Consider the following 14,302-nt stretch of genomic DNA (forward strand, 5'->3'; position numbering starts at 1 on the left):
TCTAATTTAGTAGTACATTTACTTAAGGTTGTTAAATTCGACTTTATGGCAGTCGGAGCAAATATCTTTCGATGGCTTGTGTTCAGAATGGCAAACCATACATTCAAGCAAGTCTTCGTAGTGATGCGAATTATGTGGATTCTTATCAAAACGATTTGGCTCTGTAGGGATATCATGCATGCCACCGTGGCAATCAATACAGGCCTGATCGCTCGGCCGTTCAAACGCACCCTTAGTCGTATGGCAGGTGCGGCAGTTCATATCATCGCCAAGTGCGTCGATATGATGTTGTTTAATCGTCGGTTTAGCAGCAAATGCACTGCAAGATAGTAGAGTTGCGATAACGGCAACGGCAAAAGAAGTTTTCATTACGCATTCGCCTTATAATTTGCTGCAGTTCTGCCTGCAATCTGACCAAAAACCAAGCCGTCAACTGACGAACAACCACCTAAACGGTCCATACCATGGGTACCGCCAGCGACTTCGCCAGCAGCAAACAGCCCTTTGATTGGCTCACAGGTCGTTGCATCAATCACTTCTGCATCAGGAGTGATAGCTACGCCGCCCATGCAGTAATGCAACTTTGGCGATAGTCGTAGTGAGTAAAATGGTGGTTTTAATTCGGTTCTTCTGTCCAATGGCTTGTTAAATGGATCTGGCTTGCCTGCAACAATCTCGTTCCAATCTGCAATCGACTGAGCAAGTACCGCCTCATCGACACCGTGACGTTTAGCCAGTTCAGCAACAGAGTTCGACTTGTTAACCGCACCGTCACGGTAAGCGCCCTTAAAGCCTTCAGCACGCTGTGTGGTTGCTTCGCTACAGAAAGTGAATGGGAAGTTAGGCTTTTCTGAAGTCCCTTTCTCTAATACGACCAACTGTGCTTCAGCGCGAGTGCGGCGATCGGCCAATTCATTCATAAAGCGCTTGCCGGTCATTGGGTCGATGGCAATCCCTTCACTAAATGAGTAATCAGCAAAGAAAGATGCGGGACCTGCACCTTTTTCATCTGGAGAAGCCCAAGGGCCGAGCTGATACATGTCGAGCATGATAGGTAGCGAGCCTACTGCAAGTAAGGATTTGATCATGCCTGCTGTTGCGCCCGGGTGCGCAGTCGCTTCTAGGTGAGCGTAAATAGGCATAGTTGTCTTAACGAACTTCTTATCTTGTCCCCAACCACCGGTCGCAACAACTACACCATGGCGTGACTTGTAGGTTTGCTCGCCTTTGAACTTTTCCGTTTCAAAATCAAATTTCTCTTGTACGGCAACGCCGGTGATCGCGTTATTCTTATCACGCAGTAAAGAGGTCACTTGAGTACGATTTTGGAACTGCACACCTTTATTCACTAAGTACTTGTGCATAGGAACCACAATTCCGCCACCAGAGGCATTAGCTGGAATATGCGCTCTAGGCGCGCTGTGTCCTCCAAGGCGGATAATTTTATCCATAAATTCGACGCCACAACCAATTAACATGTCGTATACGGTGTGGGCCTCGGTCGCTAAGGTTTTGCACAGTTCTGGATGGTTAAAACCACGACCGGCTTTTACCATATCTTTGATCATTAACTCTGGAGAGTCTTCGATGCCGTGCTTTTTCTGAAGAGAGGTATTCGGCATACAAGCAATACCGCCGCAAATCGCTGAGTTGCCGCCCCAGGTTTCCATCTTTTCAAGGATCAGTATGTTTTTTAATCCAGCTTTGTTAGCCGAATAAGCAGCAGCTAACCCCGCAAAACCACTGCCGACAATGATTAAGTCGTATTCTCGGTCCCAACTATTTTCTGATGCAATAGCTGTCGCTGAAAATGGTAAAGCCATTGCTGCGGTAATACCCATGCTTTTAGTTAGAAAGTCTCTTCTTTTCATTATTATTCCACGAATTTTATATTAGTCATCATTCGAGCTTGATGATATGAATCGTGTCGTGCCGAGTTTGTGATTGTCATCTGATATATATAGGTATAAAAAAAAGTAATACCAAAGATTGTGAGCGTGGTTATAGCTGGAAATGGCGTAAAGTATGATAATTAATTAATGGTTTTTTAAATCATAAATATTAATTAAATATCGTGCATTTGATTGCGGTCACACAACAATAAGAATCTAGAACTAGATCCCGAATAATTATGATTAATAACACAACAGTTTATTGTTTCTATTACTCCGCAAAGTTTTCATCATTTTCTAAAGCGGCAAGCTTTTTAAAAATGACTCAACCTAGTGTTAGCTCCAGCATTATTGCTCTAGAGAAAAAAATTGGCGCGAAACTGTTTGAAAGAGAGAGTCGCGGGGTGAGGTTGACTGACCGCGGTCATGAAATCTACAAAAAAGCTGAAGATGTCATCATGTCGATGAATGAACTCGAGTCGGCACTTCAGCAGGTTAATAGAAAGTCTGTCATTAAAATAGCGACTCAACCTAGACTGTACGAGAAGTACTTGTCAGCCAAGTTAACCAATGACTTTATTGAAGAGTTTTTCGTGCAAATCAATACAGGTGAGTTGGCTACAATTAAAGGCTGGATGGATTCAGGGGAAGTCGATGTTGTTATCACCGAAGGCATATTTGATGATCATCCAATCTTTGAACATTTTACCGAACTCGACAATTTAAAGTTTTTTTGGGCTAAAAAGGTGGGGATAGAATTTGCTAAACCAGTTCCTACATTCGTGCACTCTGATATTTGGAATCATTGGCATGATTTAAGTGCTTGTATGTATAACAATCCTGATTATAAGAAGGTTATGGTGATAGATACTCCAGATTTCTCTTGTAAATTAATCGAGCGTGGAATGGGAATTGGTTTATTGCCTGAGCAAATTATTCTCAAAAACGAAAATATTGAAAAGTGTGCGGGACCAACCTCTGGCGATATTAATGGACCTATTGCTATCTATGTGAATCAAGATCGCAAGTTAGAGTTACAGCAGATTGGGTTAATTGAAAAGATTATTTCTACTGGTGACTCTCGTTAAAAACTGAATGTGTTTTTGGTCACAATTAATCTTATAGTCTGATTGAGATCGTTAATATATTGATGAAATCAATTAAAGTAATATGGGCGTTTATTTTCTTTTAATATATTAAATTGTTATGTAAGCCATAAATATACCTACACTGCTCTAATCAAAATGGGTTTGCCGATTGTTAATCACAACTAAGTAGAGACAGGTCTAGGCTGGTGGTTTAGCCCGGTTAGAATGAATATCAATAGCGTATGTTTGCAAACCCTTTATGATAAGACGCATAACTTGCGTCATTTGCAAAAGGCCTATTGTGAAACAGTTGGATTTCAATTTACTCAGAGTGTTAGAAGTACTGCTTGAAGAGCAGAGTGTTACTGCGGCGGCTTCGCGTTTGCATTTAACCCAATCTGCAGTCAGTAAGCAGTTGAGTAAGTTACGTGAAACCTTCGATGACCAATTGTTTGAACGCACGGCTTATGGCTTAAAAGCCACGCCTCGTGCCTTACAGCTAGCGCCAGAGCTAAGAGAGGTGCTGCAAAGGCTGGAGCAGTTCACCCGCCCAAGTACCTTTGAGCCTGCAGAAAGTCAGCGCCGCTTTAGAATGCATTTAGTTGAAACGGCTTACTCGTTAACTTTTCCGCACTTTATGCCTAAGCTGCTAAAGCAAGCCCCACAAGTGAGTATTAATAGCCAAACATGGTCGCATAACAGTATGGAACAGCTATTACGCTGTGAAATCGATATGGGCATTATCTGCCGCGAGTGGGATAAGCGTTCCTTGCTGCACATGGATAACTTGCCTGAAGAATTAGCTTATTCAGAAGTTATTCGAGATCACCCTGTTTGTCTGGTACGTGAAGGGCATCCATTGCTCAGTGAACGCTGGAATTTAGATACCTTCCTTAAATATCGTCATCTACAAGTTGCTTTTGGCGGTCTTGAGCAGTGGCTGCTAGACGATGTATTGCGATTAGAGCATCTACATCGCGATATTGCTGTGAATATGACAGACTTTAATTGTGCGCTTGATTTGTGTGAAAACAGCGATTTAATTTTATGTGCTCCGCAGAAATATGTCTTGCAGATGATAGCGGATTACCAATTAGTTTGCCTTGATGTACCGATAAAAGTCGAATCCGGCGCTTATGTGCTGGTTTGGCATAAACATTTCAATCTTGACCCAAGTCATAGCTGGTTGCGTAATATGCTGATTGACGGCGTCAAAGCCGCCAATCAATAGGTCATTATATTGCCTGTAAAAATGCCTCAATAACGGGTTCAGCTGTACGCTTGCTCTTACAGCAGCAACCGAGTTCAAAGGGAGGGATGTCGATAGGCGAGGTCAGTAGCTGAATACGATCTCTTACCGGGCTGTTATTGATCACCACCTCTGGAGTAATGCTCACGCCACATCCCAATGCCACCATAGAGGTTATGGCTTCTTGGCCTGAGACCTGCGCATAAATATTGGGAATTAACCCCAAAGACTTAAACCAGTTGTCGATACGTTTTCGACCTGGGCCATGCTCAGGCACGATAAAAGGTAGCCTATCCCATGGAATATAAGACTCAGTGAGTAGTTCTTGCACCTGACATCTAAAGGTTGGGGCAATTATCGACAGCGGCACATCATCAATCTTGGCAAAGTGAAGGTTGTCGGGAAACGGATCGGGTAGGGCGGCGATGGCGATATCGGCACGATTGTTACGTACTTCATTAACCGCGTTGGCAGCATCACCAGTCGTTAGCGCGATTTCAACTAAGGGGTGCTCACGTCTAAAACGGTCAAGTAAACCAGGCAGATGGCTATAGGCGGCAGTTACCGAGCAATATAGATTGAGTCTACCTCTAAGAAAGTCCTGCTTGGGATCGATTTTGGTTTTTAGCTTGCCCCATTGCTCAAGTGTGGACTCGGCAAAGTGGCGGTACTCCACGCCAGCGCTCGTCAGGGTCACACTGCGGTTGTCACGCTGAAACAACTGCGCACCAACTTCCTCTTCCAGCCTTTGCATGGCGCGACTCAAGGTCGATGGGCTGACATGCATCGCCTGTGCTGTTCTAGCAAAGTGCAAGCTATCAGCTAAATGCAGATAAAGCTTTATGGTGCGAATATCCAAACCGAGCTCTCCATGTTGACTAAACTGGATTAATTTAGTTTGTGTTGCAAAAAACGCAATACTACATCCCAAATATATCATTTTAAGCAATGAAAGGCATGCGCTATAGTGATCTCAATCACAGCGTGGCTCAAAGTGAGCCAGCCCGTATAACAATCCAGAATCAAGGTGGTATATCAGATGGCTAACTATTTTAACTCTCTGAATTTGCGTCAACAATTGGAACAGCTGGCTCAATGCCGCTTCATGGATCGTAGTGAGTTCAGCGAAGGCTGTAACTTCATTAAAGGCTGGAACATCGTCATTCTTGGCTGTGGCGCTCAAGGTCTTAACCAAGGCTTGAATATGCGTGACTCAGGTCTAAATATCTCTTTTGCATTACGTGAGCAAGCGATTAGCGAGAAGCGTGATTCTTACCAGAAAGCAACCGGTAACGGTTTCCGCGTTGGCACTATCGAAGAGCTGATCCCTGATGCAGATTTGGTACTAAACCTGACGCCAGACAAGCAACACACCAATGCTGTTACTACGGTTATGCCGCTAATGAAGCAAGGTGCAACGCTATCTTACTCTCATGGTTTCAACATTGTTGAAGAGGGCATGCAGGTTCGCCCAGATATTACAGTTATCATGGTTGCGCCTAAGTGTCCGGGTACTGAAGTTCGTGAAGAATACAAGCGTGGCTTTGGTGTACCAACACTGATTGCTGTTCACCCAGAAAATGATCCTAAGGGTGAAGGTTTCGATATCGCTAAGGCGTATGCAAGTGCAACTGGTGGCGATCGCGCTGGTGTATTGCATTCTTCTTTCATCGCCGAAGTAAAATCTGACCTAATGGGCGAGCAGACTATTCTATGTGGCATGCTGCAAACGGGTGCCATCCTAGGTTATGAGAAGATGCTTGCCGACGGTGTTGAGCCAGGTTACGCAGCTAAGCTTATTCAGCAAGGTTGGGAAACAACCACTGAAGCGCTTAAGCATGGTGGTATCACTCATATGATGGACCGCCTATCAAACCCGGCCAAGATCAAAGCATTCGATATGGCTGAAGAGTTGAAAGTGATTCTTAAGCCGCTATTTGAAAAGCACATGGATGACATCATTGGTGGTGAGTTCTCTAAGACCATGATGGCTGACTGGGCTAACGACGACGCTAACCTACTTAAGTGGCGCAGCGAAACTAACGATACCGGTTTTGAAAATGCACCAGGCTGTGAAGAGCACATCGACGAGCAAGCTTATTTCGATAAAGGCATCTTCCTAGTGGCAATGATTAAAGCAGGTGTTGAGCTGGCTTTCGACACCATGGTTGCTGCAGGCATCATTGAAGAGTCGGCTTATTACGAGTCACTGCACGAGACGCCGCTTATCGCTAACACTATTGCACGTAAGCGTTTATACGAGATGAACGTAGTGATTTCAGATACCGCTGAATACGGTTGTTACCTATTTAACCATGCTGCACTGCCATTACTAAAAGATTACGTAGCTAACATGTCTGCAGAGTACCTAGGTGGCGGTCTACAAGATGCGAGCAACGGCGTTGATAACGTCCGTTTAATCGAGGTCAACGCTGCGATTCGTGGTACAGCAGTTGAAGAAATTGGTGCTGAACTTCGTGGTTACATGACCGAAATGAAGCGCATCGTAGAAGAGAAATAAATTAATTTTCACATCTATTCTAGCCGGGCTTAAATCTTAATTGATTTGGGCCTAGGCTAAAAAATTTAAATTTGAGAACGTCACGTTTTTAGAAAAAGCACTTTCGATAACTCACTTTCGATTAACCACTAAGGATTAACACCTTAATAGCAGTAATAAAGTCAGGCAGAGCATCAGATATTCTTGCACTGGTCACGGCCTAAACCGCATAGACTAGATGATAAAATTTGATGTTAGAAAGTTTTTATTGTGTTTTTTATAGGCTTTGTGGTACTTCTTAATGGTCGTGTTTTAGACGACACCGAATTTAAGCAAAGAATCTGATTAGGAACCCAGTCGAATATGTTCAACCAAGCTGCCCAGCTCATTATTGTGATTATTAGCGTCGTGATTATTAAATCACAGCGGGGGCTGCGCATATTGAATCGACACACCTAATCTAGGTTTAAGATTGCAAAAACCCCCGCTCCGCAAGGAACGGGGGTTTTTTCGTATAAGGGCCCAGATAAAGTAAAAACTGAATCTAAGTCCTTATGAAATACGTTAATGGTAGTGGGGCACTGATTTATGGAACAAGGGCAAATGGAGCAGAGTCAAATGGAACCTGGGCAGATGATACGAGGCGCAGATGCAGTCATCAAAGCGATTGCAGCTCACGGTGTAACTACAGTTTTTGGTTATCCCGGTGGGGCAATTATGCCTATCTATGATGCGCTCTACGGCAGCCCAGTAGAACATCTTCTCAGTCGTCACGAGCAAGGCGCTGCATTTGCTGCTGTCGGTTTTGCAAGAGCAAGTGGCCAAACTGGCGTATGTTTTGCGACTTCCGGCCCCGGCGCCACAAATTTGGTGACTTCCCTTGCTGACGCGCTACTCGACTCAGTTCCCGTGGTAGCCATCACCGGCCAAGTCTCTACTGCGGTTATCGGCACCGATGCCTTCCAAGAAATCGATGTTTTAGGCATGTCACTATCGTGCACTAAGCACAGTTTTATGGTGTCCCATGTCGATGAACTCGTGCCTACGCTTTATAAAGCATTTGAGATTGCCGCTTCAGGCCGCCCTGGTCCCGTTTTAGTCGATATACCCAAAGATGTGCAAATCGCCATGCTGGAGTACAAGACGCCACTGCAAGCGGTAACGCCTGAGCCGGAGCATACGCCTGAGCAAATAAATGATGCTCGCGAGCTTATCAGTCAAGCTAAGCAGCCAATGCTGTATGTGGGCGGCGGTGTTGGCATGGCAAGCGCGGTTGACCAGCTACGTGACTTTATCAAGGTCACTGGCATTCCGTCGGTTGCCACATTAAAGGGCTTAGGCTCTATCGCGCCTGAGACCCCTGGCTATTTAGGCATGCTGGGTATGCATGGCTCTAAAGCGTCTAACTTGGCGGTACAAGAGTGCGACCTGTTGATTGTTGTTGGCGCGCGATTTGACGACCGAGTGACTGGGCGCTTAGCCAGCTTTGCTGAAAATGCCAAGGTGATCCACTTAGACATCGATGCTGCTGAGCTAGGTAAGTTACGCCTGCCTGAAGTGGCTATCGCTGGCGACCTACGTCAGATCCTGCCCGCGTTAACTCAAAACCTAGGTGAGCAATTTGCTCCATGGCAAACCAAGATTGTACAGATGAAGCAAGAGCATCAGTGGCGTTATGACCGCCCGGGTGAGCTTATCTATGCCCCTGCTATGCTAAATCGTTTGGCGCATAAGTTACCGCAAAACAGTGTTGTTGCCTGTGATGTGGGTCAGCACCAGATGTGGGTGGCGCAGCATATGTTCTTTAACCGTCCTGAAGATCATCTATCGAGTGCGGGACTTGGCACTATGGGCTTTGGTCTTCCGGCAGCGATTGGCGCAAAAGTCGCACGACCCGATGCCACGGTTGTTGTCGTATCAGGCGATGGCTCATTTATGATGAATGTACAAGAGCTAACCACCATCAAGCGTAAGCGTCTACCCGTCAAAATCTTGCTTATCGATAATCAAAAGCTCGGCATGGTGAAGCAATGGCAACAGCTATTTTTTGAAGAGCGTTATAGCGAAACCGATCTTTCTGACAACCCAGATTTCGTCAAGATGGCATCGGCGTTTGATATCTCTGGGCGTAATATCAATAAGGCCTGTGATGTCGAGGCGGGCTTAGATGAGCTGCTTAATAGCGAGGGGCCGTTCTTATTGCATGTGTCGATAGATGATGCCCATAACGTGTGGCCATTAGTGCCGCCAGGGGCGTCAAACCAAGACATGATGGATGAGATGGACAAGCAAACGTAAAGGTAAAAACGCCGAGTTTGAGACATTGAATTAACGCATTGAAGCATTAGCGATAGCGCGAGACGGAGAGCAAGAATATGAACAATTACTCATTAGCATTAAATGTGCAGCAAAGGCCTGAAGTATTAGAGCGTGTGCTGCGTGTCGTTCGTCATCGTGGATTTAAGGTCGCTAATTTGAGCATGCAGCTCAACAGTAATAACAGCACTAGCATCGATATGCTGGTGCAGAGCGAGCGCGAAGTTGGCTTGCTAACTAATCAAATAAATAAGCTTATTGATGTAATTGATTGCCAGGTATTGGTAAACAGCTCAAGTGAACTAGCACAACAGGAAGGGTGAGAATATGGCCGCTAAAACAGCAGAGTTAATTTGGTTCAATGGTGAAATGATGCCTTGGGGTGATGCTAAGGTTCATGTCATGTCTCACGCACTGCACTATGGCACCTCCGTTTTTGAAGGTATCCGTGTTTACGATACTCATCGCGGGCCGGCTGGTTTCCGCTTAACTGAGCATGTTCAGCGTCTGTTTGATTCTGCCAAAATTTATCGTATGCCGATCCCTTATAGCTTCGATGATGTGATGCAGGCGTGTCGAGACGCCACACTCGGTAATAGCTTAACTAGTGCATATATCCGCCCCTTGGCCTTTTATGGCGACGTCGGTATGGGGATCACACCACCAAAAGATGCTCAGTGCGATTTGTTAGTAGCAGCATTTCCGTGGGGAGCCTATCTAGGTGAAGACAGTATGGATGCTGGGGTGGATGTGGCTGTGACCTCGTGGAATCGTTTGGCGCCAAATACTATTCCAACAGGTGCTAAAGCGGGTGGCAACTATCTCTCGTCACTACAAATATCAACCGAAGCCAAACGCAATGGCTTCGATGAAGGGATCGCGCTGGACACCAACGGTTTAGTGAGTGAAGCGGCCGGTGCTAATATTTTTGTCATTAAAAAGAACAAGATCTACACACCACCTGCAACAGCAGCTATTCTGATGGGGCTGACACGGGACAGTATTATCACCCTTGCTCGAGATAAAGGTTATCAGGTGGTTGAAGAACAAATGTCACGTGAATTTCTCTATCTTGCCGACGAGATCTTTATGACTGGTACCGCTGCTGAAATCGTGCCAGTGCGCAGCGTGGATCGTATCGAAGTCGGCACTGGCAAGCGCGGTGAGATCACCAAAGAAATTCAGCAGAGCTTCTTTGGTCTGTTTAATGGTGAGACCGAAGATAAGTGGGGTTGGTTGGAGGTTTTATAAAAAAGCAGGTCCTAGGTGCTAGGAAAGCTAAGAAAGGTCCTAGGAAAGCACAAGCAGAGACGAACGCTGCGCTTACGGATAGCGGTTAACGGAACGTTCGCAGGCTCACTGACGGAAAAGCCGGAAAAATTGGATTTTTGTAGGTCGGGCTTTAGCCCGTCAATCAAGATTTGATATTAAGACTTGTCGGTATAACTACTGACTCACGAAAAAGCCGGAAAAGATTAGAGCGATATAAGAATCTAAGGATTGGCTAGATGTTTTTAGGACCTAGGGCCTAGAGCCAGGATATCAAACCTCAGGTTAACGAATTAGAAAATAGAAGGTGAGAAATAGGTGCTATAGAACCTACAACCTTCTTTAAAAAAATAAAGGATAATGCAATGCCAAAACTACGTTCAGCAACCAGTACCGAAGGCCGTAACATGGCAGGAGCGCGTGCACTTTGGCGTGCCACAGGTGTGAAAGATAACGACTTCGGTAAGCCGATTATCGCCATTTCTAACTCCTTTACTCAGTTTGTGCCCGGTCACGTACATCTGAAAGATATGGGCTCTTTGGTGGCTGGTGCCATTGAAGAAGCGGGCGGCATTGCAAAAGAATTTAATACCATCGCCGTTGATGACGGCATCGCGATGGGGCACGGCGGTATGCTGTACAGCTTGCCATCGCGTGAACTGATTGCCGATAGCGTTGAATATATGGTGAATGCACACTGCGCCGATGCCTTAGTGTGTATCTCGAATTGCGATAAGATCACCCCTGGCATGCTAATGGCGTCATTACGCCTTAATATTCCAGTGATTTTTGTATCGGGCGGCCCGATGGAAGCGGGTAAAACTAAGCTGTCAGATAAGCTTATCAAGCTAGATCTGGTCGATGCTATGGTGGCGGGTGCCGATGAGCGCGTATCTGACGAAGACAGTGAAAAGATTGAGCGTAGTGCTTGTCCAACCTGTGGTTCATGCTCGGGTATGTTTACTGCTAACTCGATGAACTGTTTAACCGAGGCGCTTGGTTTATCATTGCCAGGTAACGGCTCTATGTTAGCGACTCACGCCGATCGCCGTGAACTCTTCCTTGAAGCGGGTCGCCGTATTATGGACCTTGCCACACGCTATTACCGCGATGATGACGAGTCAGCCTTGCCGCGTAATATCGCTAACTTCAAGGCGTTTGAAAATGCCATGACCTTAGATATCGCCATGGGCGGCTCAAGTAATACCGTGCTGCATTTACTTGCAGCAGCCCAAGAGGCTGAAGTGGATTTCACTATGGCTGATATTGACCGTTTATCTAGACTGGTACCGCACTTGTGTAAAGTGGCTCCAGCCACGCCGAAATACCATATGGAAGATGTCCACCGCGCTGGTGGTGTAATGGGGATCTTGGGTGAGCTAGACCGAGCTAACTTACTGCATAACGATGCCTATCACGTAGCCGGAAAAAATCTTGCAGAAGTATTGGCAAAATTCGATATTGCCCAGAGTGATGACGCCGCGGTGCGTAAATTCTTCTCTGCAGGCCCTGCTGGTATTCCAACTACCAAGGCCTTTAGTCAGGATTGCCGCTGGGACAGTGTTGATGATGATCGCCAAGAAGGTTGTATTCGCAGTCGTGAATTTGCTTTTAGCCAAGAAGGTGGTTTGGCAGTACTGTCAGGCAACGTAGCGCTTGATGGCTGTATCGTTAAAACCGCGGGCGTTGAAGTGGAGAATCACACTTTTGTGGGTAGCGCGCGCGTGTATGAAAGCCAAGACGATGCGGTAGCTGGTATTTTAGGTGGTGAAGTGGTTGCAGGTGACGTGGTGGTTATTCGCTACGAAGGCCCTAAAGGTGGACCCGGTATGCAAGAGATGCTTTACCCAACCAGTTATTTGAAATCTCGTGGTCTAGGCACACAATGCGCACTGATCACAGATGGTCGTTTCTCGGGTGGTACTTCAGGCTTGTCTATTGGCCATGTTTCACCAGAAGCGGCGGCTGGCGGCACCATAGGTTTAGTGCAAACTGGCGATCGTATTGAAATCGATATTCCGGCACGCTCAATCAAACTCGCTATCAGTGATATTGAGTTAGCGGCGCGCCGCACTGCAATGGAAGCGCTTGGTAGTGATGCTTGGAAGCCTCTAGGGCGAGTAAGACAAGTATCGATGGCACTTAAGGCCTATGCACTATTAGCGACCAGTGCCGATAAGGGCGCTGTGCGTGATACGAGCAAGCTAGTTTAATCGATTTAACGGGATTAAGAGGTAGTTTATGTTGGCTCTAGCATCACAATCGCAACTAGATTTGGCGCACTATTATTTGCAGAAGACATTACTGTCATCGGTTTATGATGTGGCTAAAGTTACGCCGCTTTCTAGCCTTAACAAGCTGTCGGCACGTTTAGGCTGTCAGGTATTTTTAAAGCGTGAAGATATGCAGCCTGTGCACTCGTTTAAACTTCGCGGTGCTTACAACAAGATAGCGGAATTGACTAAAGAAGAATGTGAATGTGGTGTGGTGTGCGCCTCGGCGGGTAATCATGCTCAAGGCGTGGCGATGTCGGCTTCAGCTCGCGGTATTAGTGCGGTGATAGTGATGCCTGAGACGACTCCCGATATTAAGGTCGATGCGGTTAGGCGTCTTGGTGGAGAAGTGGTGCTGCATGGCCAAGCGTTCGATCAGGCCAATGCTTATGCCCAAAGTCTTGCGAAGAATGAAGGGCGCGTTTATGTGGCGCCGTTTGATGACGAAGCAGTGATTGCAGGCCAAGGCACTGTGGCGCAAGAGATGTTGCAGCAGCAGCGCGATCTCGAAGTGGTGTTTGTACCTGTTGGTGGCGGTGGCTTAATTGCGGGTGTTGCGGCTTACTATAAAGCGGTAATGCCACAGGTGAAGATAATCGGTGTCGAGCCGGAAGATTCTGCCTGTTTAAAGGCGGCGCTAGAAGCCGATGAGCGGGTGATATTGCCGCAAGTTGGTTTGTTTGCTGATGGCGTGGCCGTTAAGCAGATTGGCGCCGAACCATTTAGATTGGCTCGTGAGTATGTCGATGATGTGATCACCGTGAGTTCAGATGAAATCTGCGCAGCGGTGAAGGATATCTTTGAAGATACGCGAGCGATTGCCGAGCCGTCAGGTGCGCTATCCTTGGCTGGGCTGAAAAAGTATATTGGTAGTAATGGTAAAGGCGAGAAAGTGGGCGCGATTTTAAGTGGCGCTAACGTGAATTTTCATAGCTTGCGCTATGTGTCTGAACGCTGTGAACTTGGTGAGCAGAAAGAAGCGATTTTGGCGGTTAAAGTTCCTGAGCGCCCAGGTGTGTTTCTGCGTTTTTGCGAGCTATTAGACAAGCGAGCGATGACCGAATTTAACTACCGCTTCAGTAGCCGTGATAAAGCTGTGGTGTTTGCGGGGATTCGTTTGTCAGAAGGGCAGAGTGAGCTCGATGGCATTATTGCTAACCTGGAGTCTGAAGGCTTTGGTGTGCAGGATTTGTCTAATGATGAAACGGCCAAGTTGCATGTGCGTTACATGGTGGGAGGGCAGCCGCCTGAGCCACTTGAGGAACGTTTGTTTAGCTTTGAATTTCCAGAGCATCCTGGCGCACTATTTAAGTTTTTAACCACCTTGCAGAGTAAGTGGAATATCAGCCTGTTTCATTATCGAAATCATGGTGCTGCTTACGGTCGAGTATTAGCGGGTTTTGAGGTGCCAGAATGTGATAATTTGGCCTTTAAACAGTTTTTAACTGAATTAGGTTTTGTCTATCAAGAGGAAACTGAAAGCCCAGCTTATCAGCTGTTTTTAGATAACCGCAGCCAATAAGCAGATTGAGTTGGTCATCCATATAGGCAGTGTCGATTATCGATGCTGTCTTTTTATTTTCTCAGCTTAAGTATTATTAACGTTGCTGTAAGATTTATCAGCTATCTGCTTGATAGTAACAGAGCTTCTTTTGTAGTATGGCGTGAAGCTGTTTTTTTATACTGTTTGTTTTTTCGCTGACTTATAGCTTTGA

Annotated in this window: 11 protein-coding genes; 8 read left to right on the plus strand and 3 right to left on the minus strand. The window is 46.1% G+C overall.

The window, feature by feature from the left end:
• Positions 1–18: 18 nt before the first annotated feature.
• Both K5Q73_RS11750 and K5Q73_RS11755 read right to left on the minus strand, forming a co-directional pair.
• Positions 19–369 carry a cytochrome c3 family protein gene (locus tag K5Q73_RS11750; protein WP_220765270.1) on the minus strand — a complete coding sequence of 117 codons (351 nt, stop codon included), beginning with the start codon at positions 367–369 and terminating at the stop codon, positions 19–21.
• On the minus strand, positions 369–1,871 hold the full coding sequence (locus K5Q73_RS11755; protein ID WP_220765271.1) for a flavocytochrome c: 1,503 nt from the start codon (positions 1,869–1,871) through the stop codon (positions 369–371). Before K5Q73_RS11755 ends, K5Q73_RS11750 begins: the two co-directional genes overlap by 1 nt.
• A 260-nt stretch (positions 1,872–2,131) precedes the next feature.
• Between K5Q73_RS11755 and K5Q73_RS11760 the strand changes: the two genes are divergently transcribed.
• Both K5Q73_RS11760 and K5Q73_RS11765 read left to right on the plus strand, forming a co-directional pair.
• Entirely contained in the window at positions 2,132–2,980 is an 849-nt protein-coding gene (locus K5Q73_RS11760; protein ID WP_220765272.1) for a LysR family transcriptional regulator, read from the plus strand.
• A 298-nt stretch (positions 2,981–3,278) separates the two neighbouring features.
• Positions 3,279–4,211 (plus strand): LysR family transcriptional regulator, encoded by a 933-nt coding sequence (locus tag K5Q73_RS11765; RefSeq protein WP_220765296.1) that lies wholly within the window; start codon positions 3,279–3,281, stop codon positions 4,209–4,211.
• Positions 4,212–4,215: 4 nt separating this feature from the next.
• Here K5Q73_RS11765 and ilvY read toward each other — a convergent pair whose 3' ends face one another.
• Complete coding sequence (gene ilvY / locus K5Q73_RS11770; protein WP_220765273.1) at positions 4,216–5,088, minus strand: HTH-type transcriptional activator IlvY; 873 nt, start codon at positions 5,086–5,088, stop codon at positions 4,216–4,218.
• Between the two features lie 180 nt (positions 5,089–5,268).
• On the opposite strand from ilvY, the gene ilvC reads away from it, so the two are divergent.
• The 6 genes from ilvC (at position 5,269) to ilvA (ending at position 14,109) form a co-directional block, all read left to right on the plus strand.
• Positions 5,269–6,750, plus strand: a complete 1,482-nt coding sequence (gene ilvC / locus K5Q73_RS11775) for a ketol-acid reductoisomerase (protein ID WP_220765274.1) — start codon at positions 5,269–5,271, stop codon at positions 6,748–6,750.
• A gap of 597 nt (positions 6,751–7,347) precedes the next feature.
• Positions 7,348–9,027, plus strand: a complete 1,680-nt coding sequence (gene ilvG / locus K5Q73_RS11780) for an acetolactate synthase 2 catalytic subunit (RefSeq protein ID WP_220765297.1) — start codon at positions 7,348–7,350, stop codon at positions 9,025–9,027.
• 77 nt (positions 9,028–9,104) lie between these two features.
• Complete coding sequence (gene ilvM, locus K5Q73_RS11785; protein ID WP_220765275.1) at positions 9,105–9,368, plus strand: acetolactate synthase 2 small subunit; 264 nt, start codon at positions 9,105–9,107, stop codon at positions 9,366–9,368.
• A 4-nt stretch (positions 9,369–9,372) separates the two neighbouring features.
• The gene (locus tag K5Q73_RS11790) at positions 9,373–10,296 is read left to right on the plus strand and encodes a branched-chain amino acid transaminase (protein ID WP_220765276.1); all 924 of its coding nucleotides are present in this window, start codon (positions 9,373–9,375) and stop codon (positions 10,294–10,296) included.
• Between the two features lie 383 nt (positions 10,297–10,679).
• On the plus strand, positions 10,680–12,527 hold the full coding sequence (ilvD, locus tag K5Q73_RS11795; protein WP_220765277.1) for a dihydroxy-acid dehydratase: 1,848 nt from the start codon (positions 10,680–10,682) through the stop codon (positions 12,525–12,527).
• A gap of 28 nt (positions 12,528–12,555) precedes the next feature.
• Positions 12,556–14,109: a threonine ammonia-lyase, biosynthetic gene (gene ilvA, locus K5Q73_RS11800; protein ID WP_220765278.1), complete on the plus strand. Its 1,554-nt coding sequence runs from the start codon at positions 12,556–12,558 to the stop codon at positions 14,107–14,109.
• The last annotated feature ends 193 nt before the right edge of the window (positions 14,110–14,302 follow it).

This window comes from Shewanella sp. MBTL60-112-B2, assembly GCF_019655055.1.
In the GTDB taxonomy this organism is placed as follows: Bacteria; Pseudomonadota; Gammaproteobacteria; order Enterobacterales; family Shewanellaceae; genus Shewanella.